The sequence below is a fragment of the Bradyrhizobium sp. T-12 genome (genome assembly GCF_058314695.1).
Genome location: NZ_CM177756.1, coordinates 6,583,442 through 6,608,570, shown reverse-complemented (window position 1 = coordinate 6,608,570; position 25,129 = coordinate 6,583,442). Strand labels below are relative to the sequence as shown.

The window sequence follows — 25,129 nt, the reverse complement described above, 5'->3', positions numbered from 1 at the left end:
CATGGATGCCGCGGTGACACCCGATATCATCCTGAAGCTCTCCAACATCGAGAGCTATTACGGACCGATCATGGCGATCCGCGGCATCTCGCTGGAAGTGCCGCGCGGCCGCATCGTCACGCTGCTGGGGGCCAATGGCGCCGGCAAGACCACGGTCCTGAAGACCATCTCCGGCATCCTCGATCCGCAGAAGGGCTCGATCGAATTCCTGGGCAAGCCGATCCAGCGCATGGAGGCCGACCGGATCGTGCGGCTCGGCCTCAGCCATGTGCCGGAGGGGCGCGAGGTGTTCCCGTTCCTGTCCGTGCGCGAGAACCTGATGATGGGGGCCTATCCGCGCAAGGACCGCGACGGCGTCGCTGACGATCTCGAGCGCGTCTACGGCTATTTCCCGCGCCTGAAGGAGCGCATCAACCAGCCGGCCGGCCAGCTCTCGGGCGGCGAGCAGCAGATGCTCGCGATCGGACGCGCGCTGATGAACCGGCCGACGCTGCTGTTGCTCGACGAGCCCTCGCTCGGCCTGTCGCCGCTGCTGGTGAAGGAGATCTTCACCATCATCCGGCGCGTCAACGAGGAGCAGGGCATGTCGATCCTGCTGGTCGAGCAAAACGCCAAGGTGGCGCTGGAGACGGCGCATTACGGCTATGTGCTGGAGATCGGCCGCATCGTGATGAACGACAGCTGCGACCGCTTGATGCATTCCCAGGACATCCAGGAGTTCTACCTTGGCGCCAAGGAAGCGGGCGCCCGCGGCGAGCGGCGCTGGAAAAAGAAGAAGACGTGGCGGTGAGGACAAGCTGGCAGTAAGATGAGCTTGCCATCCGCGACATAGACCGCCGGCAAGGCAGGCAGCGGAGGCAGGCGACAGGGAGGAGAGGCGCATGGCCCGACCGGCGGTGCTGACGGTCGCTGATACGATCGCAAAGAGCTTTCTGCGCGCTGCGGAGGCGCGCGGCGATCGGCCGGCGATCCGCGAGAAGAAATTCGGGATCTGGCAGCCGACGAGCTGGCGCGAATGGCTGGAGATCTCCAAGGAGATCGCCTACGGGCTCAATGCGATCGGCTTCCTGCCCGGCGACGTCGCCTCCATCATCGCCAACGCCGTCCCGGAATGGGTCCATGCCGACATGGGCATCCTGTGCGCCGGCGGTGTCTCCTCGGGCATCTACCCGACCGACGCGTCGTCCCAGGTCGAATATCTCGTCAACGATTCCCGAACCAGGGTGATCTTCGCCGAGGACGAGGAGCAGCTCGACAAGATCCTCGCCTGCCGCGCCCGCTGTGCAAGCCTGCAGAAGATCATCGTGTTCGACATGGAGGGGCTCAGCGGCTTCTCCGACGACATGGTGATGTCGCTCGACGAGTTTCGCGCGCTCGGCCGCAATCACATGGTCGGGCGCGAGGCGCTGTGGCAGGAGATGATAGACAGCCGCAGCGCCGGCGATCTCGCCATCCTCGTTTATACGTCCGGCACGACCGGCCCGCCCAAAGGCGCGATGCACGCCAACCGCAGCGTCACGCACCAGATGCGGCATGCCAATGACTTCATCCCGGCGCGAGAGGACGACGACCGCCTGATCTTCCTGCCGCTCTGCCACGTCGCCGAACGCATCGGCGGCTACTACATCTCGGTCGCGCTCGGCTCGGTGATGAATTTCGCCGAGAGCCCGGAGACCGTGCCGGACAATTTGCGCGAGGTGCAGCCGACCGTCTTCCTGGCGGTGCCGCGCATCTGGGAGAAATTCTATTCCGCCGTCACCATCGCGCTGAAGGATGCGACGCCGCTCCAGCAATGGGTCTATCGCCGCGCCATCGGCATCGGCTACCGCATGGTCGACTACAGGCTCGAGGGCAAGGCGCCGCCGCTGTCGCTGCGGCTCGCAAGCCGCGTCGCCTACCGGGTCGCATTCCGCAACATCCGCCGCATGATCGGGCTCGATCGCTGCCGCGTCGCCTTCACCGGCGCGGCGCCGATCGCGCCGGAACTGATCCGCTGGTATCTCGCGCTCGGCATCGACATGCACGAGCTCTACGGCCAGACCGAGAATTGCGGCGTCGCCACCATGATGCCGGCGGAGCGGATCAAGCTCGGCTCGGTGGGTACCGCGGTGTCCTGGGGCGAGGTCGCGCTGTCGCCCGAAGGAGAGATCCTGATCAAGGGCGACTTCCTGTTCATGGGCTATCTCAACCAGCCGGAGAAGACGGCGGAGGCGATCGATCAGCGCGGCTGGCTGCACACCGGAGACGTCGGCACCATCGACAACGAGGGCTTCGTTCGGATCACCGACCGGATGAAGGACATCATCATCACCTCCGGCGGCAAGAACATCACGCCGTCCGAGATCGAGAACCAGCTCAAATTCTCGCCCTACATCTCGGATGCCGTCGTGATCGGTGACAAGCGGCCGTATTTGACCTGCCTCGTGATGATCGACCAGGAGAATGTCGAGAAGTTCGCCCAGGATCACGACATTCCCTTCACCAATTATGCGAGCCTGTGCCGGGCGACGGAGATTCAGGATCTGATCGGTCGCGAGATCGAGCAGGTCAACGGCAATTTCGCCCGCGTCGAGACCATCAAGAAGTTCTACCTGATCGAGCGCCAGCTCACGCCGGAGGACGAGGAGCTGACGCCGACCATGAAATTGAAGCGCGGCTTCGTGAACAAGCGCTACGCCGCCGAGATCGAAGCGATGTATCGCCAACGCGCGGTGGCGTGAGGCATGCGCATGCCCCGGAAGAGTGGAAACCGGTTTTCCGAGAAGGGGCATGCGCTGAAGAAAAGTCACGTCTGAGAAAGCGAAGGAGCGACGGCCCCCGCCCTCCGCGTAACACGGGCCTTTAGGAGAGGAGACGTCAATGTCGAAATCGTTCAGCGCGTTCGGCCTTGCTGTGAGTGCCGTGGTGCTCACCTGTCTGCCGGCCGCGGCGCAAACCAAGGTCACCAACGAGGGCATCTCGGCAAGCGAGATCGTCATCGGTACGCATCAGGATCTCTCGGGCCCGATCAAGGGCTGGGGCGTTCCGGTCTCCAACGGCATGAAGATGGCGACCGAGGAGATCAACGCGGCCGGCGGCGTCAACGGCCGCAAGATCCGCCTCGTCATCGAGGACAGCGGCTACGATCCGAAAAAGGCCGTGCTGGCGTCGCAAAAACTGATCGAGCGCGACAAGATCTTCGCAATGGTCGGGGCGATGGGATCGCCTACCGTGCTCGCCGCGCAGGACATCCTGCTCGACGCCGGCGTGCTTCAGCTCTTTCCGCTGACGGCCGCCGAGTTCACCTTCAAGTTCGATCCGGCCAAGCCGCAGGAGCGGCTCAAGTTCAACAATTTGCTGCCCTATGTCGAGAGCACGCGCGCGGCGCTGAAATACATGATGGAGTGGAAGAACTTCAAGAAGCCCTGCATCATGCACCAGGACGACGAGTACGGCAAAAACGTGCTCGACGGCTTCAACCAGCAGCTCACAGCCATGAAGGTGCAGCCGGCTTCGATCACCAGCTACAAGCGCGGCGCCTCCGACTTCAGCGCGCAGGTCGCCAAGATGAAGTCCGACGGCTGTGACCTCGTCGTGCTCGGCGCGGTGCTGCGTGAACCCATCGGCGCCATGACCGAGGCCAAGAAGCTCGGTTGGGACGTCACCTTCCTCGGCGCAACGCCGACCAACGTGATGGAAGTGCCGATGCTCGGCAAGGACGCCGTCGAAGGCCTCTACGCCGCGAGCGGCTTCGAGATCCCCTATGAGGACACCGCGAAAGGCAAGGTCAAGGACTGGCTCGTCAACTACAAGAAGATGTTCGGCACCGACGCCAACACGCAGGCGATCATCGGCTACAATGCGATGATGACCTTCGCCTTCTATGCGCAGAAGGCCGGCAAGGACCTCACGGGCCAGAAGATGCTTGATGCGCTCGAGTCGGGTGAAAAATTCCTCGACATCTTCAACTCGCCGCCGACCAAGTTCTCCAAGACCGACCACCTCGCGAACACCATCACCCAGGTGCAGCAGGTCAAGGGCGGCCGCTGGGTGCTGGTGAAGGACAATCTGATGTTCTGATGCTTCGCTTTCACCCTCCCCTGGTGGGGGAGGGGCGATCGCGCGTAGCGCGAGCGGGGTGGGGTGATCTCTCAGCACGGGCAGTGCCGCCAAGCCGAGAGTTCGTCACCCCACCCCGTCTCACATTTCGCTGCGCTCCATGTGAGCCGGCCCTCCCCCTCCAAGGGAGGGTAAGTGCTACGATCCCCCGCCGGCCGTCCCCGAATTCACCGGCGCCAGTTCGTCCTCGCGGCAGCGCCAGCCGTCGGCGGCTTTGACGAACGCAAACGTCCGCTGGATCCTGAGGCGGCGCGTCACGTTGAAGGCTTCCGCCGAGCGTTCCTTGTTGGCGGCGCCTGGCTGCGGACGACCGGTCCTGGCGTCCCAGCAGGTGCCGGTGCAGGTGGTCGCGACCTTGCTACACACAGTGAAGGGCGCCAGCACCGCCATTTCGATCTCGCCCGTGACCTGCGCCTCCTGCTCGGTCACCTGGCTGTCGAGCGCGTAGACGCGGTTGATGCGCAGGAAGTTGCCGCACGAATTGGCCGCATGGATCCGTGCGGCGCAGAAGTCGACCGCGTCGGTGTCGGGGATGCGGGCCGCGACTTGGCGGCCGAACACCTTCTTGGGATCTCCCTTCGCGGCGCGCACTTCGTCGGTCTTGCGCTTCAAATGCTCCGCAACACAGTCCTCCGCGGATTCGAGCTCCTCGAGCGGCACGTTCTCCTTGCCGACCAAATTGCATTTGCGGTCGCGTTCGCGGGTCCACCTGCCGTATTCAGCGAAGGCAAAGCGCGCCGCGGTCGAATCCAGCTTGCTGATCAGTCCGAGCACGAGGCCATTGAGCTCTGCTTCGGCCAGGGTCAGCGACGGGTCCGCGCAGATCAGCGCGCCTGCTGCGGTGTTGGCCGCCAGGCAGTCGAAGTCGGGATCGCGCACGATCGCAGCGCGCTCCTCGGTCACCTTGAGCAGGCACGCCTTCACCCGGTCGAATTCGTCAGGGCGGACCGCGGTCTGCCCGACGATGCCGCAACCGAGATTGCGCTGGCGGATCCAGATCGCATTCTCTTCGATCGCAGGCAGGCGATCGGGCAGGCGGGCGAGCCGCGCCTCGATCGCGGTGCTCAACGTCTCGGCGGCGGCCGCAAGCGCGGCGTCTCCGCAGAACAATTGATTGCCAGGGTCGCGGATCTGCGCGCAGTTGTTCTTGGCAAACAGCGGCAGCCTGTCGGCGATGGAGCGGTCGGACTGCGCTGACGCGGATGAGGCGAGCGTCAGCAGCGCAATCACAGTCAGCACGATGAACCGCATTCCCTCGCCCCCGCATGGAAGCGCCATGCTAGCGTCTGGGATCGCGTGGTGGAATGGGGTTGTGTGGGGAGGTCTGGTTTACAAGAGGGTCAATTCGCGCCGGACGCCATCGAGAACCGCGCGGGGTCGTCGACATATTTCAGCACGGCCGACTGGTAGAGTGTGAACAGCGGTTGATAGCTGCGCGCGGCGTCGTCCTCGACCATTGCCATGCGGCGGTTGTCGAGCATCAGCCAGCGGCCGTCGAGCTTTGCTGCGGCAACCGCATGCTCTTCACCGGCCCTGGCGTCGCGCACCACGACGATGCGGAGGTCTTCGGCGGCGATTCCTGCCAGCCGCAGCGCGGCCAGCTTGGCGATGGCGTAGTCTTCGCAATCGCCGGTGCCGCTGGCGAAGGTCGCAAGCGGTGAGCTCCAGACGTCGTCCATGCCGTCATTGGCGGCCCGGATGGCAAGGTTGATGGCGCGGTTGGTCTCGCCGAGCCGCGCGCGGCCGTCGCGAGTACGGGCCTGGTCGACGATGGCGAGCAGCTTCAGGGCCGCGGGCGACGCGCAATTGTCGCGGTCGCCGTCGCACAGCGCAAGCTGCACCATGTCGTCGTCGAGCCTGTCCTTCAGCGCGAGCCATTTTTGCCGCAGGCTGCCGGACGAAATCGCGAAGGCGAATACGCCGAACGGCTCGGCGGATTTGCGCACGAGAAGGCCGGCTCCCGGCGACAGCAGCGAGCCGGCGCGAAGCTCGGCGGCCGATCCGAACAGGATCAATCCGCACAGGACAAGCATTGCGCGCCAGGCGCGCGAGCGAGCAGCGGTCTCCATCTGACATCCCCTTCCTGGCTTCACCGGGTCCCCCTCGACCTCGACGCGCCGGGCTTTGTTGCTTTCGGGGAGATAGTGCGAGACGGGCCGTTTTGTTCTGCTTAATGCGCCCGGCAGGGGTTCCTAAAACCGGGAACAGGCTGAAACCGACCTGCCCAAATTGCGTAAAATTTTACGATTCCCGGGCTAGGAGGTGTTCTGCTGCCGCGAAATGGAGCCAATTGCAGGCACAAGTTGTGGGGGCGTCGAATCTGCGTCCTATGCCTAACAGTCCGCTATTTCACGGGGTCTGTTACTTAGGTCACAGATTTAGCTCTGTATTTACCGCAGGATGGGGCGGGACCCCGCCAACAAAAGATGACGCAAGTATCTGTGCCGTGACTATACGGCAGGCTGCCTTGGAAGACTGGAAATGCGAGCAAATAGGCCGAATTCGACTTCAGAATATTTGAAAGATTACTTCGGCTTCTCTATGGAGGCGCCGCTCCGCAGGGGCGCCTACGGCCAAGTGATGCGAAATCACACAAGCATTAGGTGGTATCGCTAAGGACTTGGTAATGCTATGCAAGCTTAGGCAGTCGATACTTACTTAAATTTTAACCCTTTTTACGGTGCCCGGTTGAATTACGCTGGCCAATTTGACGGCGCGATTTCCTTGGACGGCCAGGGTTCCCGCTCGCCCGTCATTGCCCCGACCAATGCCCATGTCGATTCCTTTACCGCGAAGGCGCACGGTCACGTGCCTGACGGCGCGTTCGTTGTTCCCGACCCCAACCTGATCTTCAACGGCGAGTTCAAGCGCGCAGGCCTCGATCTCGTCTTGTCCCACGAGGGGCATGAATTCGTCGTTCACGATTATTTCCGGGGTGACAAGCGCGCAGCGCTCGCCTCGCCCGATGGCGCCCACCTCACCGGCGACATCGTCAACGCGCTCACCGGCTATGTCCAGGTTGCGCAAGCCGCGCCCGGCGCTGCCGCGGCCCAGGTCATCGGCCACGTCACCAAGCTCTCCGGAAGCGCGACCGCGATCCGCAACGGCGTCTCGGTCATCCTGAACAATGGCGACAACGTCGAGAAGGGCGACGTGGTTTCGACCGGCGCCGATTCGACCCTCGGCATCACCTTCATCGACGGCACCGTGTTCGGCTTGTCTTCGAACGCGCGCATGGTGCTGAACGAGATGGTCTACGACCCCAACGGGTCGAGCAATTCCTCGCTGCTGAGCCTCGTCGCCGGCACCATCACCTTCGTCGCCGGCGAGACCGCCAAGCACGGCGACATGAAGATCGACACGCCGGTCGCCACCATGGGCATCCGCGGCACGGCGGTGCTGACACAGATCAACTTCGTCGTTCCGGCCGGCGGCGGCGATCCGCAGCCGCAGGCCAGCTTCCAGGTGCTGGTCGAGCCGAACGGCACGACGGGCTCCTACATCCTGTTCGACAAGATCACGCTGCTGCCGATCGCGACGGTCAACCAGGCCGGCCAGATGATCCAGATCAGCGGCGGCAACGTCTCGATCTCCAATGCGCTGATGTCGCCGGACGTTCAGAAGCTGATCACGGACGTGTTCACGCTGAAGTTCACCGACAACAACACCAACACCAAGCTGACCACGAACTTCACCGACACGCTCACGCCGATGAGCCTGGACGTGGTGTTCAAGTCGGCGTCCGGCCCCATCGTGACCGCGACCTTCGTCAATCTCAATACGCAGGGATCGGAAGGGCCGAGCACCTCCACGCCGCCCGCCTTGCGTATTCCCGGCCAACCGATTGCGCAGAGCTTCGACGCCAGTGGCAATTTGAAGACGGCGTTCTCGCTGACCGAGCGTGCTGACGCGACCGGCGACACCCATGCCGATACGATCTCCGGCCTGATCAGGTTCGTCGACCAAAACCTCGGCGACCGGCCGACGGTGAGCATCAGCCTCGCCGAAGCGCCGAACTATGCCTACAAGGACGCCGGACAGCACGACGTCACCGGCTCGCTCACCGATCTCCAGAAGCAGGACATCGCAGCGACGCAGATCCAGATCAACGTCGTCCCCGGCGCCGGCAACGACAACAACGGCTCGGCGGTCTGGACTTACACGATCCCGGACAACGTCTTCGACTTCCTCGCCGCCGGCGAAACGCTGACGCTGACCTACATGGTCCGCGTCGATACCAATTTCTCGGTGAGCCCCGAGTCGAAGCTCATCCCGATCACCATCACGATCACGGGGACCAACGACAAGCCCACCGTCGCGACGTCGGGCGGAACCGTCATCGAGAAGATCGGCACCGGCAACGAGGCTCTCGACACCATCACGGGAACGGTCACCTTCACCGACGTCGATCTGACCGACCGGCCCATCGTGAGCGCGGCGCTCTCGTCCAGCCAGCCCTTCAAATATCTCGATGCGCAGGGCCACGATATCAGCGCGACGCTGACGCCGCAGCAACTCGCGGCGATCGCCGCCGTCGAGGTGCCGCTCACCGTGCTGCAGGGTGCGGGCAACGGCAACAACGGCTCGGCCATCTGGACCTACAGCGTTTCCGACCATCTCTTCGATTTCCTCGCCGAAGGCGAGACGCTGACCCTCAACTATGTGGTGCAGGTCGATGACGGACACGGCGGCGTCGTCAGCACGCCGATCACCGTGTCCATCAACGGTGCGGACGTCAATGTCGAGGGTACCAACGACGTGCCGACGATCGTCGAGGACGACACCAATCCGGCCGGCGCTGTGACCGAAGATACAGCGGCCACGCTCGCGGCGAACGGCACCATTGTCTTCAACGACCCCGATCTCACCGATACGCACACTGCGAGCTACGTCCTGAAGTCGACAGTTTCAAGCGCGCACCTGCCCGGGTTCGGCGACGGCACGTCGCATATCGGCACGTTCGCGCTCAATCCGGTGGTCGAGAGTCCGGGCGTCAGTTCCCGTGGATCGGTGGGCTGGACCTTCACGCTCGACGACAACGATCCGGTGCTGCAGTCGCTGGCGGAAGGTCAGACCATCACGCAGGTCTACACCGTGACCGTCGACGACCATCATGGCGGGACGGTGACGCAGGACGTCACGGTGGTCATCACCGGCACCAACGACGCGCCGACCATCGCGAGCGATGCAGACGCTGCGGCGGGGGCCGTGACCGAGGATGCGGCCACGCTGACGCTCTCGACCGGCGGCACGCTGGCGATCCAGGATCTCGACCTGATTGACACCCACATCGCGGAGGCGGTGTTCAAGTCGGCGACGTCGAACGCGCATCTGCCGGGCTTCGATGGCCATACGCCGCTCGGGACCTTCACGATCGACCCGTCGGTGACGGAATCCAACGGGGACACCGACAACGGCGCGACGCTGGGTTGGCATTTCGCGCTCAACGACAACGATCCGGTGCTGCAGTCGCTGGCCAAGGGCCAGACCATCACCCAGATCTACACCGTCACGTTCACCGACAATCACGGTGCGGAGGTCACCCAGGACGTCACGGTCACCATCACCGGCACCAACGACGCGCCGACGGTGACCAGCAGTGCCGCGGACGCCGCCGGAGAGGTGATCGAGGACGACACCAGCGTGACGCTGTCGATCGACGGCACTTTGGCGATCCAGGATCTCGACCTGATCGATGCGCATACGGCGCAGGCGGTGTTCAAGTCGTCGACGTCGAGCGTGCATCTGCCGGGCTTTGACGACGATACGCCGCTCGGGACCTTCACGATCGATCCGTCAGTGCTCGAATCCATCATCGACACCGATAATGGTGCGACGCTCGGCTGGCACTTCAGCCTCGACAACAACGATGCGGTGCTGCAGTCGCTGGCGCAGGGCCAGACCATCACTCAGGTCTACACGGTCACCTTCACCGACGATCACGGCGCATACGTCTCGCAGGACGTGACCGTCACCATCAACGGCGCCAATGACGCGCCGACGATGACCAGCAGTGCCGCGGATGCCGCCGGAGCTGTGACCGAGGACGCCTGCGTGACGCTGTCGATCGACGGCACGCTGGCGATCCAGGACCTCGATCTGGTCGACACCCACACTGCGGAGACGGTGTTCAAATCGTCGACCTCGAGCGTGCATCTGCCGGGCTTCGACGACGACACGCCGCTCGGCACCTTCACGATCGATTCCGCAATCGCCGAGTTCAATGATGACACCGGCAACGGTGCGACGCTTGGCTGGCACTTCAGCCTCGACAATAACGATGCGGTGCTGCAGTCGCTGGCGCAGGGCCAGACCATCACCCAGGTCTACACCGTCACCTTCACCGACGATCACGGCGCGTATGTCTCGCAGGATGTGACCGTCACGATCAACGGCGCCAACGATGCGCCGACCATCACCAGCGATGCCGCCGCGGCGACGGGCGCGGTGACCGAGGATGACGACGCCTCGCTGACGGCCGGCGGCACGCTGGCGATCCAGGATGTCGACCTGATCGACACCCACACCGCGCAGGCGGTGTTCAAGTCGTCGTCGGTCAGTTCGGCCCTGCCGGGCTTCGAGGACGACAGCACGAATATCGGCACTTTCACGATCGACGCCGTGTCCGAATCCGGCAGCGATGCCAGCAACGCTGCGACGCTCGGCTGGCACTTCACGTTGGACAACAGCGATCCCGTGCTGCAATCGCTGGCGGAAGGGCAGACCATCACTCAGGTCTACACCGTCACATTCGACGACCAGCATGGCGGCACGGTCAGCCAGGACGTCACCGTCACGATCACCGGCACCAACGATGCGCCGGCGGTCTCCTATGTCACGTCGGACTACATGAATTTCGACGGCCAGACCATCGCGGTGGGCGAGGTGCCGACGGTCGCTTCCGACGAGGTGACGCTGGACGGCTGGGTGAACTGGAACGGGGGCGCAGAGGCCGGTCATGGCCAGATCCTGTTCTACAACGGCAACACTTCGACGACGGGCTTCGGCCTGCTCGGTACGGTCAATGCCGATGGCACGATGGAGCTGCAGATCCTCGCAGGCGGCGTTCAGATCGCCGATACCGGCGTGGCGCTCGCGGCATCGCAATGGCACAACGTCGCGCTGACCCGCGACAACGGCGCCTTCTCGCTCTATCTCGACGGCAACCTCGAATATTCGCAGGCCTGGTCGATCAACCCCATCGACGGCAGTCCGTCGAATCCGTCGGCGTCCTACATGATGATCGGCGCCGCGAGCGAGCCGGGCGCGGCGGGCTTTGGCGCGGAAGGCTTCTTCGGCTCGATCGCCGATGTCAGCGTCTGGAACGCCGCGCTGACGCAGGCGCAGATCCAGTCGCTCGATTTCACGGCGCTCACCGGCAGCGAGACGAACCTCGCCGCGTATTACCAGCTCGGCGACGGTAGCGGGACCACGGCCGCCAATGCGGTCAATCCCGCCAAGAGCCTCGCCATTGAGGGCGATGCGGACTGGGCAAGCAGCACGTCAGGACCGGGCGGCGCCGTCGCCGATCTCGTGGAAACCAATGCCGGCCAGCTTGCGCACGGCGTGCTGGCGCTCTCCGACGTCGACGCGACCGATCATGTCACGGTGTCGGTCGGCGAGCTGCAGGTTGCTCTCGACGGCGCGCCGCAGTCCGGCAGCGTCGGCGGGCTGTCGCATGCGGACCTCCTGAACTATCTCAGCGTTCCGTCCGGCGATATCCTCGACGGCACGGCCACGCAGACGCAACTCACCTGGAATTTCGATTCGCAAGGCCATGCCTTCGACTTCCTCGCCGCCGGCCAGACGCTGTCGCTGCAATACACCACCGTTCCGGATGACGGGTACGGTGCGGGCACCAGCGCGATCGTCACCGTCAACATCGCCGGCAGCAACGATGCGCCGACGCTCGCCGATCTCCACATCGGTCCGCTCACGGACACGGCCGCTGCCGACACCTTCTCGGATCTGAACGGGACGCTGACGGGGAACGACGTCGATACCGGCGAGACGGCGACGCTGACCTATGCCGTCCTCAATGCGGATCATCACCCGGCAACGACGGCTGTCGGATTGTACGGCACGCTGACGATCAATCCCGACGGCTGCTACAGCTACGTCCCGAACGCCGCGGCGATCAATGCGCTGGCGGCAGGTTCCTACGCCGATACCTTTACGGTCCAGACCACGGATGTGCACGGTGCGACCGGCACGGCCACGCTCACGGTCGACGTGACGGGGGCGAACGATGCCAACGGTCCGGTCATCGATACCGCAAGCTTCCAGGTCGAGCACATCATCGAGAACGGCAACGACATCGTCAACGATCTCGTCGTCATCGACACAGATGCAGGCGCGGCGGCGGATACGTTCACCGTCACGCTGTCGACCGCACATCCGGACGTCAGCAGCGTCTATTTCGCTCCGATGACGGGTTCGCTCGAGCAGATCAACGCCGGCCTCGCGAGCGGCGGCACCGGCGTCGTCTACGATCCGACGGGCGCCAGCACCGATGACTACCCGCAGCCGCCCGAATTCGACCAGATCACGCTGACCGTCGCCGACTCGTCCGGCCACTCCGACACGGTCAATTTCATCTTTGTCGAGGGAGAGACCAGCCAGCAAATCGTTCTTTCGGGCGCCGACGGCAAGGACGTCATTTTCGCGACCGAGTCGAGCGACACGCTGATCGGTGGCGGCGGCAAGGACCAGTTCGTGTTCGCGCCGGCCGCATCGCAGGATGCCATCCAGCACACCGTGAACGATTTCGAGATTGGCCTCGACAAGATCGACCTGCGCCAGTTCAGCGGCATCAGCTCGATCGGCGATCTGTCACCGGCGTCGCAGGATGGCGGTACGCTCCTCACGCTGGACAATCACGAGACCATCCTGCTGAAGGGCGTGGTCAGCGCGAACCTGCAGGCCAGCGACTTCATCTTCGGTCCTCATGTCACCTAGTGACGGCGGCCTTGCCACCTTGACCGCAGCAAAAAACCCTTAGTTCCTGGCGTTCGGGGAATAGCCAACCGCGCGCCGACGCTCCATGATCGGCACGCACGGCATGGTGCAGGCCAGGAAGTCCGATTGGAATGAAACGTCTCAAGATCCTGCGGCGGTGGTTTGCGCGGAAGCTGGGCTTCGCGCGGCTCATGTGCCTTGCGCTGCTGGTGCTGTTCGCCGGCGCGCGCCTGTGGGATCCGCCGCCGATCCAGGAATTGCGGCTGCGCACCTTCGACATGTTCCAGCTGATCGACCCGCGCCACAAGGCGGCGCGTCCGGTCGTGATCGTCGACATCGACGACAAGAGCCTGGCCAAGCTCGGGCAGTGGCCGTGGCCGCGCACGCGGATCGCCGATCTGATCCAGAACCTCACCAATAGCGGCGCGGTGGCGATCGGCTTCGACGTGGTGTTCTCCGAACCCGACCGGCTCAACCCGGATCTGGTCGCGAACCAGATGCGCTATCTCGACGATGCCACCCGCGCCAAGCTGCGCGAGCTGCCGACCAACGACCAGATTCTCGCCGACGCCATCAAGCGCTCGCGCGTGGTGCTGGGCGAGACCGGGCTTCCGTCCGTCTTGTCGGAGCTGGACAAATCGCTGCCGTTTACCGGGGTGGCGACGGTCGGCGAGGAGGGGGCCGAACGCTTCCTGTTCGAATTTCCGGGCTTGCTGCGCAACGTGCCTGTCATCGAGAAGGTTGCAGCCGGCCGCGGCCTGTTTTCGATCAGGAAAGAGCGGGACGGGTTCATCCGCCGCGTGCCGATGATCATGCGCGCACAGGGCAACATCATGCCCTCGCTCAGCCTCGAGATCCTGCGCGTCGTCACGGGCACGCCGACGCTGCTGGTCCGGACCGACAAGACCGGTGTCAGGTCGATCCGCCTCAAGGGCGTCGAGATCCCCACCGACAAGAACGGCCAGTTCTGGGTGCACTACGCGCGTCGGGATCCCTCGATCTATGTCTCGGCGGCCGACGTGCTCGACAACAGCGAGCCGCCGGGCAGGTTTGCCGGCAAGCTGGTGCTGGTCGGAACCTCCGCAGCCGGGCTTAACGACATCAAGACCACGCCGGTGTCCGCAACCATGCCGGGGGTCGAGATTCATGCCCAGGTGCTGGAGAGCGTGCTGAGCGGCGCGGTGATCTCGCAGCCGAATTACGCGCTCGGCGTCGAATTGCTCGCGGCGTTGATCATCGGCCTGCTGGTGATCATCTTCACGCCCAATCTCGGTCCCGTGCGCCTCGTGCTTGCAGGTGCGACCTTCGCCGCCATCCTGGTCGGCGTGTCCTGGTTCTTCTACGCGCAGTACCGCTACCTCATCGATTTCACCTATCCGCTGCTCTCGACCACGGCGGTCTACCTGACGCTGATCTTCGCCAGCTTCGTCCGCGAGCAGCGCCAGCGCGTGCAGATCCGTGGGCAGTTCGCGCAATACATGTCGCCGGTCCTGGTCGAGCAGCTGGCGCAGTCGCCGGAAAAGCTGGTGCTCGGCGGCGAGGAGCGCGAGATGACGATCATGTTCTCCGACGTGCGCGGCTTCACCACGATCTCGGAGAGCTACAAGCACGACCCGCAAGGCCTGATTGCGCTGATGAACCGGTTCCTGACGCCGCTGACCGACGTCATCATCGAACGAAAGGGCTATATCGACAAATACATGGGCGACGCCATCATGGCGTTCTGGAACGCGCCGCTCGACGATGCCGAGCACGAGGTCAACGCCTGCGAGGCCGCGATTCAGATGCTGGAGAAGATCGACACGGTCAACAGGGAGCGCGAGGAGGAAGCCGCCGAAGGCGGCCGCGTCTACATCCCGCTCAATGTCGGCATCGGTCTCAACACCGGCATCGGCGTGGTCGGCAACATGGGCTCCGACCTGAAGAAGAACTATTCGGTGCTCGGCGACAGCGTGAACCTCGCCTCGCGGCTGGAAGGCCAGTCGAAGGAATACGGTTTTCCCATCATCGTCGGCTCCCGCACGGCGCTCGCCGCCAAGGACAGGTTCGCGATCCTCGAGCTCGACTTCATCATGGTCAAGGGCAAGACCGAGCCGGAGGTGATCTACGCCATCGCCGGACGCGAGGACGTGATGCATTCGGCCGCCTTCCAGCGCCTGCGCAACATCACCATCGAGATGCTAGGCTGCTATCGCGGCCGCGACTGGCAGGGCGCGCTCGATGCGATCGAGCGCGGCCGCCGAAGCGAGGACGCCGACACCCTGGAGAAGCTGTTCAGGCTCTACGAGGCTCGGATCGAGGATTTCCAACTCAACCCGCCGCCGGAGGGCTGGACCGGGGCGTACGCGCTGCTGACGAAGTAGTGTTTCGAGCGTGTAGCCAGTCCACTTGTGAGAAGCGCCGTGCCCACGATCTCACTCCGCAATGTTGAATTGGTGGGCACGCTTACGCTTTGCCCACCGTACGGCAGCGGTGATCGCGGCCTTCACTCCATCCCGATCGTGGTCAGATCCTGAAACCAGTGCTGGGCCTGCACGAATTGCTTCACCTTCGGCGACAGCGCGTGCGGGTTGGTGTCGTGGACGACCCAGACCAGCGCGGCATCGTCGACGATCAAAGCGTGCGCCTGCGCCAGCAACTCGTCCTGTTTGGCGGCATTGAAGGTCTGCTTGGCCTCGTCGATCAGCGCGTCGACTTTCGGGTTCTTGTAGCCGCCCCAGTTGACGCCCACGGGCGCGATCTGGCCGGAATGGAAGAAGCGGACGATAGCGTAGAGCGGGTCCGAGCTGACATAGGCGATGTTGTTGGCGGTGATGCCGGCGTTGATCTCGTCGGCCGCGCCCTTGCGCCAATGCGTGTAGAGCGTCTCGAGCTCGACCACCTTGAAGTCGATGTCGATGCCGATCTCCTTGAAGCTCTGCTGCAGGAATTCGTTCATCGGCAGAGACAGCATCTGGCCGGTGCCGCCTTGCGCGATGATGAAGGTAGCCTTCAGCGGCTTCGCCTTGGAGTAGCCGGCTTCCTCGACGAGCTTTTTCGCGGCGGCGAGGTCGTATTTCAGCTCGAAGCTCGGCTTGCCGAACCACGGGCTGGACGGGTCGACCTGGCCCTTGGCGGGCTTGGCGAGGCCGTTCATCAAACCCACCACGGCGTCGCGGTCGATCGCAAGGTTCAGCGCCTTGCGCAGGCGGATGTCGGTCCAGGGCGAGCCCGGCAGCACGGACAGGTGATAATTCCAGACATGCGGCGTGACGTTGTCGACGAGCTTCATGCCGGCGGCTTTGAGCTGTGGCACCGCGTCCGGTGCCGGCGTCTCGATCAGATCGACCTGGCCCGCGAGCAGCGCATTGGTGCGCGTCAGCGCTTCCGGCATCGGCACCAGCACGATCTTGTCGGCCTTGGGAATGCGCTTCTTATTCCAATAGTCAGGATTCTTGCTGAGCTCGGCGAGCTCGCGCGGTACGAGTTTTGTCAGCTTGAACGGCCCGGTGCCGGAGGGCTGGCCGGCGAACTTGTCCCAATCCTTGCCGAGCTTGTCGTACTGCGCGGGGCTCGACACCAGAAACCACAGCATCTGATAGGGGAAGAAGGAATCGACCGTCTTGGTGGTGATCTCCACCGTGAAATCGTCGATCCTGGCGTAGCTGGCGACGGAGGGCAGGCGGGTCTTCACCTGCGCGCTCTGGCGCTTGTCGAATTGCGGCGCCTTGTCGTTGAGCACCTTGTCCAGATTCCAGATCACCGCATCGGCATTGAACGCGCTGCCGTCGTGAAAGGTCACGCCCTTGCGCAGCGTGAAGCGCCACTTGGTCTTGTCCTCGTCATCCACCTTCCACTCGGTCGCAAGCCCCGGCACCAGCTTGCCGGGCCGGTCGGCGACGTCCATCTCCCAGGCGACCAGCGGATCGTAGATCGTGTAAGCCGTGAACTGATAGGCGCCGGCACCGCGATCGGGTTGACCCGTGGTCAGCGGAATGTCTGCCATCGAGATGCCGTAGCGCACCACGGTTTCGGCGCGCGTCGAGATTGCGGACGACGCCAGCGCAAGCACGGCGAGACAAATCGATAGACGGATACGCATGGCCTAGAACTCCCAGGGGATTGCGGGAGCGAACCGGCAATCTTGATGCCAGAATAGGCAGCGCGGCGCGTACACCCGCCTCCGGCACACAAGGACTTGTCGTCGCAGGGCCAAATTGCAGAATAAGTTTCTCTCTGGCATAGCCATTGCATACGATTGCATCAAAAATAGTCATCGAAGCCGGAAAAGGATTGAGGCGATGCTTACGAAGAAGAACACACGCGCGGCATTGATCGCGGTGCTCGCTCTAACGACTGCGGCGGCCTGGCCGCGTGCGGTCAGCGCGGAGACCGTGCTGCGCATCGGCATGACCGCTGCCGATATTCCGCGCACGCTGGGCCAGCCCGATCAGGGTTTTGAAGGCAATCGCTTCACCGGCCTCACCATGTACGACGCGCTTACCGGCTGGGACCTGTCGTCTGCCGAAAAGGCGAGCGTGGTGATCCCCGGCCTTGCCACCGAGTGGAAGGTCGACGATGCCGACAAGACCAAGTGGATCTTCAAGCTGCGTCCCGGCGTGACCTTCCACGACGGCACGCCGTTCAACGCGGATGCGGTGGTATGGAACGTCGAGAAGGTCTTGAAGCAGGACGCGCCGCAATTCGACGCCAGCCAGGTCGGCGTCACGGCCTCGCGCATGCCGACGCTGGCCTCGGCGAAGAAGATCGACGACATGACGGTCGAGCTCACCACCAAGGAGCCCGACAGCTTCCTGCCGATCAACCTCACCAATTTGTTCATGGCGAGCCCGGCGAAGTGGCAGCACTTCTACGACAAGGCGGAAGGCGCTGACGCCAAGGCGAAGTCGCAGGCGGCCTGGACCGCGTTTGCCAAGGACGCCGCCGGCACCGGCCCGTGGAAGATGGCGAGCTTCACGCCGCGCGAGCGGCTCGAGCTGGTGAAGAACGCGAGCTATTGGGACAAGGCACGCGTGCCCAAGATCGACAAGATGGTGCTGCTGCCGATGCCGGAAGCCAACGCGCGCACCGCGGCGCTGCTCTCCGGGCAGGTCGATTGGGTCGAGGCGCCGGCGCCGGATGCGCTGCCCGAGCTCAAGCAGCGCGGCTTCAAGCTCTACGCCAACGAGCAGCCGCATGTCTGGCCCTGGCAATTCTCGCGCGTCGAGGGCTCGCCCTGGAACGACATCCGCGTGCGCAAGGCCGCGAATCTCTGCATCGATCGCGAAGGCCTCAAGGACGGCCTGCTTGCCGGACTGATGGTGCCCGCGACCGGCACCTTCGAGCCCGGTCATCCCTGGCGCGGCAAGCCGAGCTTCGAGATCAAATACGACAAGGCCGCCGCCCAGAAGCTGATGCAGGAAGCGGGCTTCGGCCCAAACAAGAAGCTGACGGTGAAGACGCAGACCTCGGCCTCCGGCTCCGGCCAGATGCAGCCGCTGGCGATGAACGAATATCTGCAGCAGGCGCTCGCCGAATGCTATTTCGACGTGAAGCTTGACGTCATCGAGTGGAACACGCTGTTCACCAACTGGCGCCGCGGCGCCAAGGATCCCAGCGCCAACGGCTCGAACGCTACCAACGTCACCTATGCCGCGATGGACCCGTTCTTCGCGCTGGTGCGCTTCCTGCAGTCGGGCATGGCGCCGCCGGTCTCGAACAATTGGGGTTTCATCAACAATCCCAAGTTCGATGAGCTGGTAAAGAAGGCGCGGCAGACCTTCGACCCCGCCGCGCGCGACGCCGCGCTCGCCGAACTGCACGCGGCCTCCGTCGACGACGCCGCCTTCCTCTACGTCGCCCACGACGTCGGCCCGCGCGCGATGAGCCCGAAGGTCACAGGCGTCGTGCAGCCGAAGAGCTGGTTCATCGACTTCTCGCCGGTGTCGATCGTGCAGTAGTCTAGCGGCTTGCGCGATGCACCCTCTGCCCTTGTGGGAGAGGGTGGCTTCGCAAAGCGAAGCCGGGTGAGGGGTCTCTCTCCGCTGGAGCAGACCCCTCGACCGTTGCAAGATCGTCCGCGGAGACGACCCCTCATCCGGCGCGCCAAGTGCGCGCCACCTTCTCCCACAAGGGGAGAAGGAAGAAAGAACCAAACGTGCTCGCCTATATCGCCAGACGCATCGTCTATGTCGTCCCGATCGTCATCAGCGTCGCGCTGGTGTGTTTCCTGCTCGTGCACATCACGCCGGGTGATCCGCTCGTTGCGGTGCTCCCCGCAGATGCCTCGCAGGAGCTCGCCGCGCAGCTGCGCACCGCCTATGGCTTCGACCGCCCGCTGCCGGTGCAGTTCGGACTTTGGCTGCTCCGTGCCCTGCATGGCGATCTCGGCAATTCCATCGCCACCGGGCGCCCCGTTCTGGCCGAGGTCATGCGTGCGGTCGGCAACACCGTGACGCTCGCGATCGCGGCCGCCATCATCGGCTTCACGATGGGCATCCTGCTCGGCCTGATCGCCGGTTATTTCCGCGAGACTTGGATCGACAAGGTCGCGACCTCCTTCGCCATCGCCGGCGTGTCGGTGCCGCATTACTGGCTCGGCATGCTGCTCGTCATCATCTTCTCGGTGCAGCTCAACTGGCTCCCCGCGGTCGGCGCCGGGCCCAATGGCTCCAACTCCTGGGCGTGGGACTGGGCCCATCTGAAATATCTGGTGCTGCCGGCGATCACGACCTCGGTGATTCCCATGGGCATCGTCACCCGCACCGTCCGCGCACTCACCGGCGACATCCTCAGCCAGGATTTTGTCGAGGCCTTGCGCGCCAAGGGGCTGCACGAGCGCGGCGTGTTCCGCCACGTCATCAAGAACGCCGCGCCGACCGCGCTGGCGGTGATGGGGCTCCAGCTCGGCTACATGCTGGGCGGCTCCATCCTGATCGAGACGGTGTTCTCCTGGCCGGGCTCGGGCTTCCTGCTCAACTCCGCGATTTTCCAGCGCGACCTGCCGCTGCTCCAGGGCACGATCCTGATCCTCGCGCTGTTCTTCGTCTTCCTCAATCTCCTGGTCGACATCGCGCAAGCCGCGATCGACCCGCGCATCAAGCGGGGCTGAGATGAGCGAGCTTCCGCTAATCGCCACCACTGACGCCGCTCTGCAGGCCGCGCCTGCGACCAAGGCGCGGGGCTATTGGGCGACCGTCGGCCGCCGCATCGCCCGCGACAAGGTCAGCATGGCCTGCGCGCTGGTGCTGCTGCTGATCTTCCTCTCGGCGATTCTCGCGCCGTGGCTGGGTCTCGAGGACGCCTACAAGGGCTCGATGATCCGCCGCCTGCGCCACATCGGCACGTCAGGTTATCCGCTCGGCACCGACGAGCTTGGCCGCGACATGCTGGCGCGGCTGGTCTATGGCGGCCGGCTGTCGCTGGTGATCGGCATCCTGCCCGTGATCCTCGCTTTCGGCATCGGCACCTCGCTCGGCCTCGTCGCCGGTTATGTCGGCGGCAAGCTCAACACCGCGATCATGCGCACGATCGACGTGTTTTATGCGTTCCCCTCGGTGTTGCTGGCGATCGCGATCTCCGGCGCATTGGGCGCCGGCATCCTCAACTCCATCGTGTCGCTGACCGTCGTGTTCGTGCCGCAGATCACCCGCGTCGCCGAAAGCGTCACGACAGGCGTCCGCAACATGGATTTCGTCGAAGCCGCGCGCGCCTCGGGTGCCGGGCCCTTCACCATCATGCGCGTGCACATCCTCGGCAACGTACTGGGTTCGATCTTCGTCTACGCCACGAGCCTGATCTCGGTTTCGATGATCCTGGCGGCCGGTCTGTCCTTCCTCGGCCTCGGCACCAAGCCGCCGGAGCCGGAATGGGGCCTGATGCTGAACACCTTGCGCACCGCGATCTATGTCAATCCCTGGGTCGCGGCCTTGCCGGGCGCGATGATCTTCGCGGTGTCGATCTGCTTCAACCTGCTCTCGGACGGCCTGCGCAGCGCCATGGACATCAGGAACTAGCCATGAGCGAGAGCAACGCATCTGTCTCCATGCTCGAGCCGGTCGAAGACCGCGGCGGCGCCGCGCAGCCGCTGCTGCAGGTCAACGGGCTGACCAAGCATTTTCCGGTGCGCGGCGGGCTGTTCGCCGCCAAACGCACCGTGCGCGCCGTCGACAATGTCTCCTTTGCCGTCGCCAAGGGCGAGACCGTCGGCATCGTCGGTGAATCCGGTTGCGGCAAGTCGACCACTGCGCGGCTTCTGATGCACCTGATGCCGCGCGATACCGGCGACATCATCTATGACGGCATGACCGTGGGTCAGTCGCTGAGCTTGCGCGAGCTGCGGCGCGGCATGCAGATGGTGTTCCAGGATTCCTACGCCTCGCTCAATCCGCGCCTCACAATCGAAGAATCCATCGCCTTCGGCCCAAAAGTCCACGGCATGGCCGACGGCGCGGCACGCACCCTCGCGCGCGAGCTGCTCGGTAAGGTGGGCTTACGCCCCGAAAACTTCGCCAATCGCTATCCGCACGAGATCTCCGGCGGCCAGCGCCAGCGCGTCAACATCGCGCGGGCGCTGGCGCTGTCGCCGCGATTGGTGATCCTGGATGAAGCCGTCTCCGCGCTCGACAAATCTGTCGAGGCACAGGTGCTCAATCTGCTCGCCGATCTCAAGCGCGAGTTCGGACTGACTTATCTCTTCATCAGCCACGACCTCAACGTCGTCCGATACATTAGCGACCGCGTGCTGGTGATGTATCTCGGCGAGGTCGTCGAGCTCGGGCCGGTCGATCAGGTCTGGGATAGCCCTGCGCATCCCTATACGCGCGCGCTGCTTGCTGCGATGCCGTCCTCCGACCCTGACAGGCGCACCGAGACGCCGCCGATCACGGGCGATCCGCCCAATCCGATCGATCCGCCCTCGGGTTGCCGCTTCCACACCCGTTGCCCGTTTGCGGAGCCGCTCTGCGCAAATGCGACACCAAAGCTCACCGCGCTCGATAGAATGGGCCACGAGGCCGCGTGCTACATGGCAATTCCGGGTTCAGGCCATAGCCGCGCGCCCAGGGAGACAACCGCATGACGAGACCGACACCGAAAGAGATCAGGCCGATGGCGCAGATCGCCGGCGTGCCCGTGGACGACGAGGTCGCAACCCGCATCTCCAACTCGATAGGGCCCGCCTTCGAAGGCTTTGCGGCCATCGCCGGCACGCTGCCGTTCGATCTCGAGCCCGCGCTCTATCCGATCGCGCAGACGCAAAAGGTGTCGAAATGAGCCTCGAGCCAGCCTTCATGACGCTCACCGAGGTCGCACGTGCGATCGCGATGAAGCAGGTCTCTTCGCATGAGGTGACGCGCGCACTGCTGCACCGCATCGGGCAGTGGCAGCCGCATCTCAATGCCTTCATGTCGGTCGAGGCGGAGGCTGCGCTGAAGGCGGCCGAGGCCGCCGACGCCGAGCTTGCCAAGGGCAAGGTCCGCGGTCCCCTGCATGGCGTGCCGCTTGCGCACAAGGACATGTATTACGACGCGGGCCACGTCGCGACCTGCGGCTCGCTGATCCGCCGCGACTTCGTGCCGACCGTGACCTCCACCGCCTTGCAGCGGCTGAAGGACGCCGGCCAGATCCGCCTCGGCACGCTGCATCTCGCCGAATTCGCCTATGGCCCGACCGGCCACAACGCGCATTACGGTCCGGTGCGCAATCCCTGGAACGTCGCGCATATCACCGGTGGCTCGTCCTCGGGCTCCGGCTCGGCGGTCGCGGCGCGCCTGACCTATGCGGCGCTCGGCTCGGACACCGGCGGCTCGATCCGAATGCCCGCGCATTTCTGCGGCGTCACCGGCCTCAAGACCACGTGGAGCCGTGTCAGTCGCGCCGGTGCAATGCCGCTGTCGCAATCGCTCGACACGGTCGGCCCGCTGGCCCGCACCGCCGAGGATTGCGCGCTGTTGCTGGCGCTGATGGCCGGCGCTGACCCCGCCGATTCCACCTGCAGCCACGAGCCGCTGTCGGATTACGTCGCCGCCACCAAGGGCTCGTTGAAGGGCCTCAAGATCGGCGTGCCCGCCTCGTTCTATGTCGACGATCTCGACGCCGAGGTCGCGCGCGTGCTCGACGAGACCATCGCGGTGCTCAGGCGCGAGGGCGCCGACATCGTCAAGGTCGAGCTGCCCGATCAGCGGCAATTGTCCTCGGCGAGCCAGCTCGTGCTCGCCGCGGAAGCGGCCGCCTTCCACAAGCGCTGGATGATCGAGCGTCCGCAGGATTATGGCCCCCAGGTCCTGATGCGGCTGCAGAACGGCCTCGCCGTTCCCGCCATCACCTATCTCGAGGCGATGCGCTGGCGCGGTCCGGCCCTGGCTGCGCACCATGCCGCCACCGCGGGCGTCGATGCGGTGATCGCGCCTGCCTCGCCGGTACCGGCGCCGACGATCGAGGAGAGCGATGTCGGCGGCGGACCGAACGCGCCGGCGCTGTTGCAGCGGCTGACGCTGTTCACCCGCCCGGTGAACTTCCTCGGCCTGCCGTCGCTCACCGTGCCCTCGGGCTTCACCCGAAGCGGTCTTCCGATCGGCATGCAGCTGATCGGCCGCTCGTTCGACGAAGCGACCCTGCTCACCATCGGCGCGGCCTTCCAGCGCGTCACCGACTATCACGATCGATTGCCGAAGCTGCCGTCATGACCAAGCTCGTCGAGATCTCAGGCCTCAACATTCGCTTCACCGGTGAGCGCACGGTCTATGCGGTGAACGATCTCAGCCTGTCGCTGGGGGATGGCGAGGTATTGGGACTGCTCGGCGAGTCCGGTTCGGGCAAGAGCGTGACCTTGCGCGCGCTGATGCGGCTGTTGCCGAAGAAACGCACGCAGATTTCGGGCAAGGTCAACGTGATGGGCCGCGACGTGCTCGCCATGAACGACGAGCAGCTGTCGTCGTTCCGCGGCCAGACCGTCTCGATGATCTTCCAGGAGCCCGCGCTCGCGCTCGATCCGGTCTACACGATCGGCGCGCAGATCGCCGAGAGCGTGGTGCGCCACGAGGGCAAAAGCTACGCCGAGGGCAGGGCACGCGCGCTGGAAATGCTCGAAGTCGTGCGCATTCCCTCGGCGAAGCGGCGGCTCGATGCCTATCCGCACGAAATGTCCGGCGGCATGCGCCAGCGCGCGATGATCGCGCTGGCGTTGGCCTGCCGGCCAAAAATCCTGCTGGCGGACGAGCCGACCACGGCGCTCGATGCCACCGTGCAGATCCAGATCCTTCTGTTGCTGCGCGAATTGCAGCGCGAGTTCGGGATGTCCGTGATCTTCGTCACCCATGACATCGGCGTTGCAATCGAGATCTGCGACCGTGTCGCGGTGATGTATGCCGGCCAGATCGTGGAGCAGGGGACACTTCGCGATATCGTCCGCACCCCGGTGCATCCCTATGCCAAGGGCCTGCTTGCCTCGACCGTTCACGGTGCGAAGCGGGGACAGCGCCTCGAAACCATCCCCGGCACGCCGCCCTCGCTGGCCGAGAAGCCGCACAACTGCTCCTTCGCCCCCCGCTGCAAGCTCGCCGAGCCGCGTTGCTTGGAGCGACTGCCTGCGAATGTCGAGGTCGGGCCGGGCCGGGCGGCGCGATGTGTGCTGGCGGAGCCCGTCACCGCGGTGTCATAGTTTCGGATGCGGTGAACCAAGTTCGCGGCAACGGGAGCCTCATCCTGCCATTCACACCCCATTCATCCCGGTTCCCGTTCCATGCCGGGCATTGAAGGAGAGGGATCTCAACGATGCACATTTCAAACGAAGGCCTGCTCGTCATCCTGTTCGTCGGCCTCGTCGCTGGCTGGCTTGCCGGCAAGATCGTGCGGGGCGCCGGGTTCGGCATTATCGGCGACATCGTGATCGGCATCTGCGGTGCGCTGGTGGCGAGCCTTCTGTTTCCGAAGCTCGGCATTCGTCTCGGCACGGGCCTGGTCTCCGAGATCGTCTACTCCGCCATCGGCGCGGTGATCCTGCTGCTCGTGGTGCGGCTGGTGCGGGGTGGCGGCCGGCTCTAGCAGCCGCCCGGTTCGACCGATCGGAACTTGCCGCCTCTCATTGCTGGGGAGA

At 64.5% G+C, this 25,129-nt stretch carries 16 protein-coding genes; 13 read left to right on the top strand and 3 right to left on the bottom strand.

Annotation, left to right across the window (positions count from 1 at the left end; all coding sequences use genetic code 11):
* Position 1: 1 nt before the first annotated feature.
* The 3 genes from AC0WRY_RS31460 (at position 2) to AC0WRY_RS31450 (ending at position 4,059) form a co-directional block, all read left to right on the top strand.
* Positions 2-790 (top strand): ABC transporter ATP-binding protein, encoded by a 789-nt coding sequence (locus tag AC0WRY_RS31460; protein ID WP_194404597.1) that lies wholly within the window; start codon positions 2-4, stop codon positions 788-790.
* A 91-nt stretch (positions 791-881) separates the two neighbouring features.
* A complete protein-coding gene (locus AC0WRY_RS31455; protein WP_194404596.1) occupies positions 882-2,720 on the top strand; it encodes an AMP-dependent synthetase/ligase in 1,839 nt (612 codons plus the stop codon).
* A gap of 139 nt (positions 2,721-2,859) precedes the next feature.
* Positions 2,860-4,059 carry an ABC transporter substrate-binding protein gene (locus AC0WRY_RS31450; protein ID WP_194404595.1) on the top strand — a complete coding sequence of 400 codons (1,200 nt, stop codon included), beginning with the start codon at positions 2,860-2,862 and terminating at the stop codon, positions 4,057-4,059.
* Between the two features lie 177 nt (positions 4,060-4,236).
* On the opposite strand, the gene AC0WRY_RS31445 is transcribed toward AC0WRY_RS31450, so the two are convergent.
* Together AC0WRY_RS31445 and AC0WRY_RS31440 are read right to left on the bottom strand one after the other, a co-directional pair.
* Positions 4,237-5,349: a lysozyme inhibitor LprI family protein gene (locus AC0WRY_RS31445; protein WP_491122306.1), complete on the bottom strand. Its 1,113-nt coding sequence runs from the start codon at positions 5,347-5,349 to the stop codon at positions 4,237-4,239.
* An 89-nt stretch (positions 5,350-5,438) separates the two neighbouring features.
* Entirely contained in the window at positions 5,439-6,167 is a 729-nt protein-coding gene (locus tag AC0WRY_RS31440; RefSeq protein ID WP_194404594.1) for a transglutaminase-like cysteine peptidase, read from the bottom strand.
* Positions 6,168-6,786: 619 nt separating this feature from the next.
* On the opposite strand from AC0WRY_RS31440, the gene AC0WRY_RS31435 reads away from it, so the two are divergent.
* Together AC0WRY_RS31435 and AC0WRY_RS31430 are read left to right on the top strand one after the other, a co-directional pair.
* Positions 6,787-13,056, top strand: a complete 6,270-nt coding sequence (locus AC0WRY_RS31435) for a VCBS domain-containing protein (protein ID WP_491122305.1) — start codon at positions 6,787-6,789, stop codon at positions 13,054-13,056.
* Positions 13,057-13,187: 131 nt separating this feature from the next.
* Positions 13,188-15,419 carry a CHASE2 domain-containing protein gene (locus tag AC0WRY_RS31430; protein ID WP_491122304.1) on the top strand — a complete coding sequence of 744 codons (2,232 nt, stop codon included), beginning with the start codon at positions 13,188-13,190 and terminating at the stop codon, positions 15,417-15,419.
* A gap of 122 nt (positions 15,420-15,541) precedes the next feature.
* Here the strand turns inward: AC0WRY_RS31430 and AC0WRY_RS31425 are convergent, their stop codons facing one another.
* Positions 15,542-17,137 carry an ABC transporter substrate-binding protein gene (locus tag AC0WRY_RS31425; RefSeq protein ID WP_491122303.1) on the bottom strand — a complete coding sequence of 532 codons (1,596 nt, stop codon included), beginning with the start codon at positions 17,135-17,137 and terminating at the stop codon, positions 15,542-15,544.
* A gap of 199 nt (positions 17,138-17,336) precedes the next feature.
* Here AC0WRY_RS31425 and AC0WRY_RS31420 point away from each other — a divergent pair, with 199 nt between their 5' ends.
* The 8 genes from AC0WRY_RS31420 (at position 17,337) to AC0WRY_RS31385 (ending at position 25,077) form a co-directional block, all read left to right on the top strand.
* Positions 17,337-18,995 carry an ABC transporter substrate-binding protein gene (locus tag AC0WRY_RS31420; protein ID WP_491122302.1) on the top strand — a complete coding sequence of 553 codons (1,659 nt, stop codon included), beginning with the start codon at positions 17,337-17,339 and terminating at the stop codon, positions 18,993-18,995.
* Between the two features lie 197 nt (positions 18,996-19,192).
* Entirely contained in the window at positions 19,193-20,146 is a 954-nt protein-coding gene (locus AC0WRY_RS31415) for an ABC transporter permease (RefSeq protein WP_211415768.1), read from the top strand.
* Between the two features lies 1 nt (position 20,147).
* A complete protein-coding gene (locus tag AC0WRY_RS31410) occupies positions 20,148-21,050 on the top strand; it encodes an ABC transporter permease (protein ID WP_491122301.1) in 903 nt (300 codons plus the stop codon).
* A 2-nt stretch (positions 21,051-21,052) separates the two neighbouring features.
* Complete coding sequence (locus AC0WRY_RS31405) at positions 21,053-22,114, top strand: ABC transporter ATP-binding protein (protein WP_194404588.1); 1,062 nt, start codon at positions 21,053-21,055, stop codon at positions 22,112-22,114.
* A complete protein-coding gene (locus AC0WRY_RS31400) occupies positions 22,111-22,308 on the top strand; it encodes a hypothetical protein (protein ID WP_211415770.1) in 198 nt (65 codons plus the stop codon). The genes AC0WRY_RS31405 and AC0WRY_RS31400 overlap by 4 nt, the downstream gene beginning before the upstream one ends.
* Positions 22,305-23,720: an amidase gene (locus tag AC0WRY_RS31395; RefSeq protein WP_491122300.1), complete on the top strand. Its 1,416-nt coding sequence runs from the start codon at positions 22,305-22,307 to the stop codon at positions 23,718-23,720. Before AC0WRY_RS31400 ends, AC0WRY_RS31395 begins: the two co-directional genes overlap by 4 nt.
* On the top strand, positions 23,717-24,694 hold the full coding sequence (locus tag AC0WRY_RS31390; protein WP_194404585.1) for an ABC transporter ATP-binding protein: 978 nt from the start codon (positions 23,717-23,719) through the stop codon (positions 24,692-24,694). The genes AC0WRY_RS31395 and AC0WRY_RS31390 overlap by 4 nt, the downstream gene beginning before the upstream one ends.
* Before the next feature lie 113 nt (positions 24,695-24,807).
* Positions 24,808-25,077, top strand: a complete 270-nt coding sequence (locus tag AC0WRY_RS31385; RefSeq protein WP_194404584.1) for a GlsB/YeaQ/YmgE family stress response membrane protein — start codon at positions 24,808-24,810, stop codon at positions 25,075-25,077.
* The last annotated feature ends 52 nt before the right edge of the window (positions 25,078-25,129 follow it).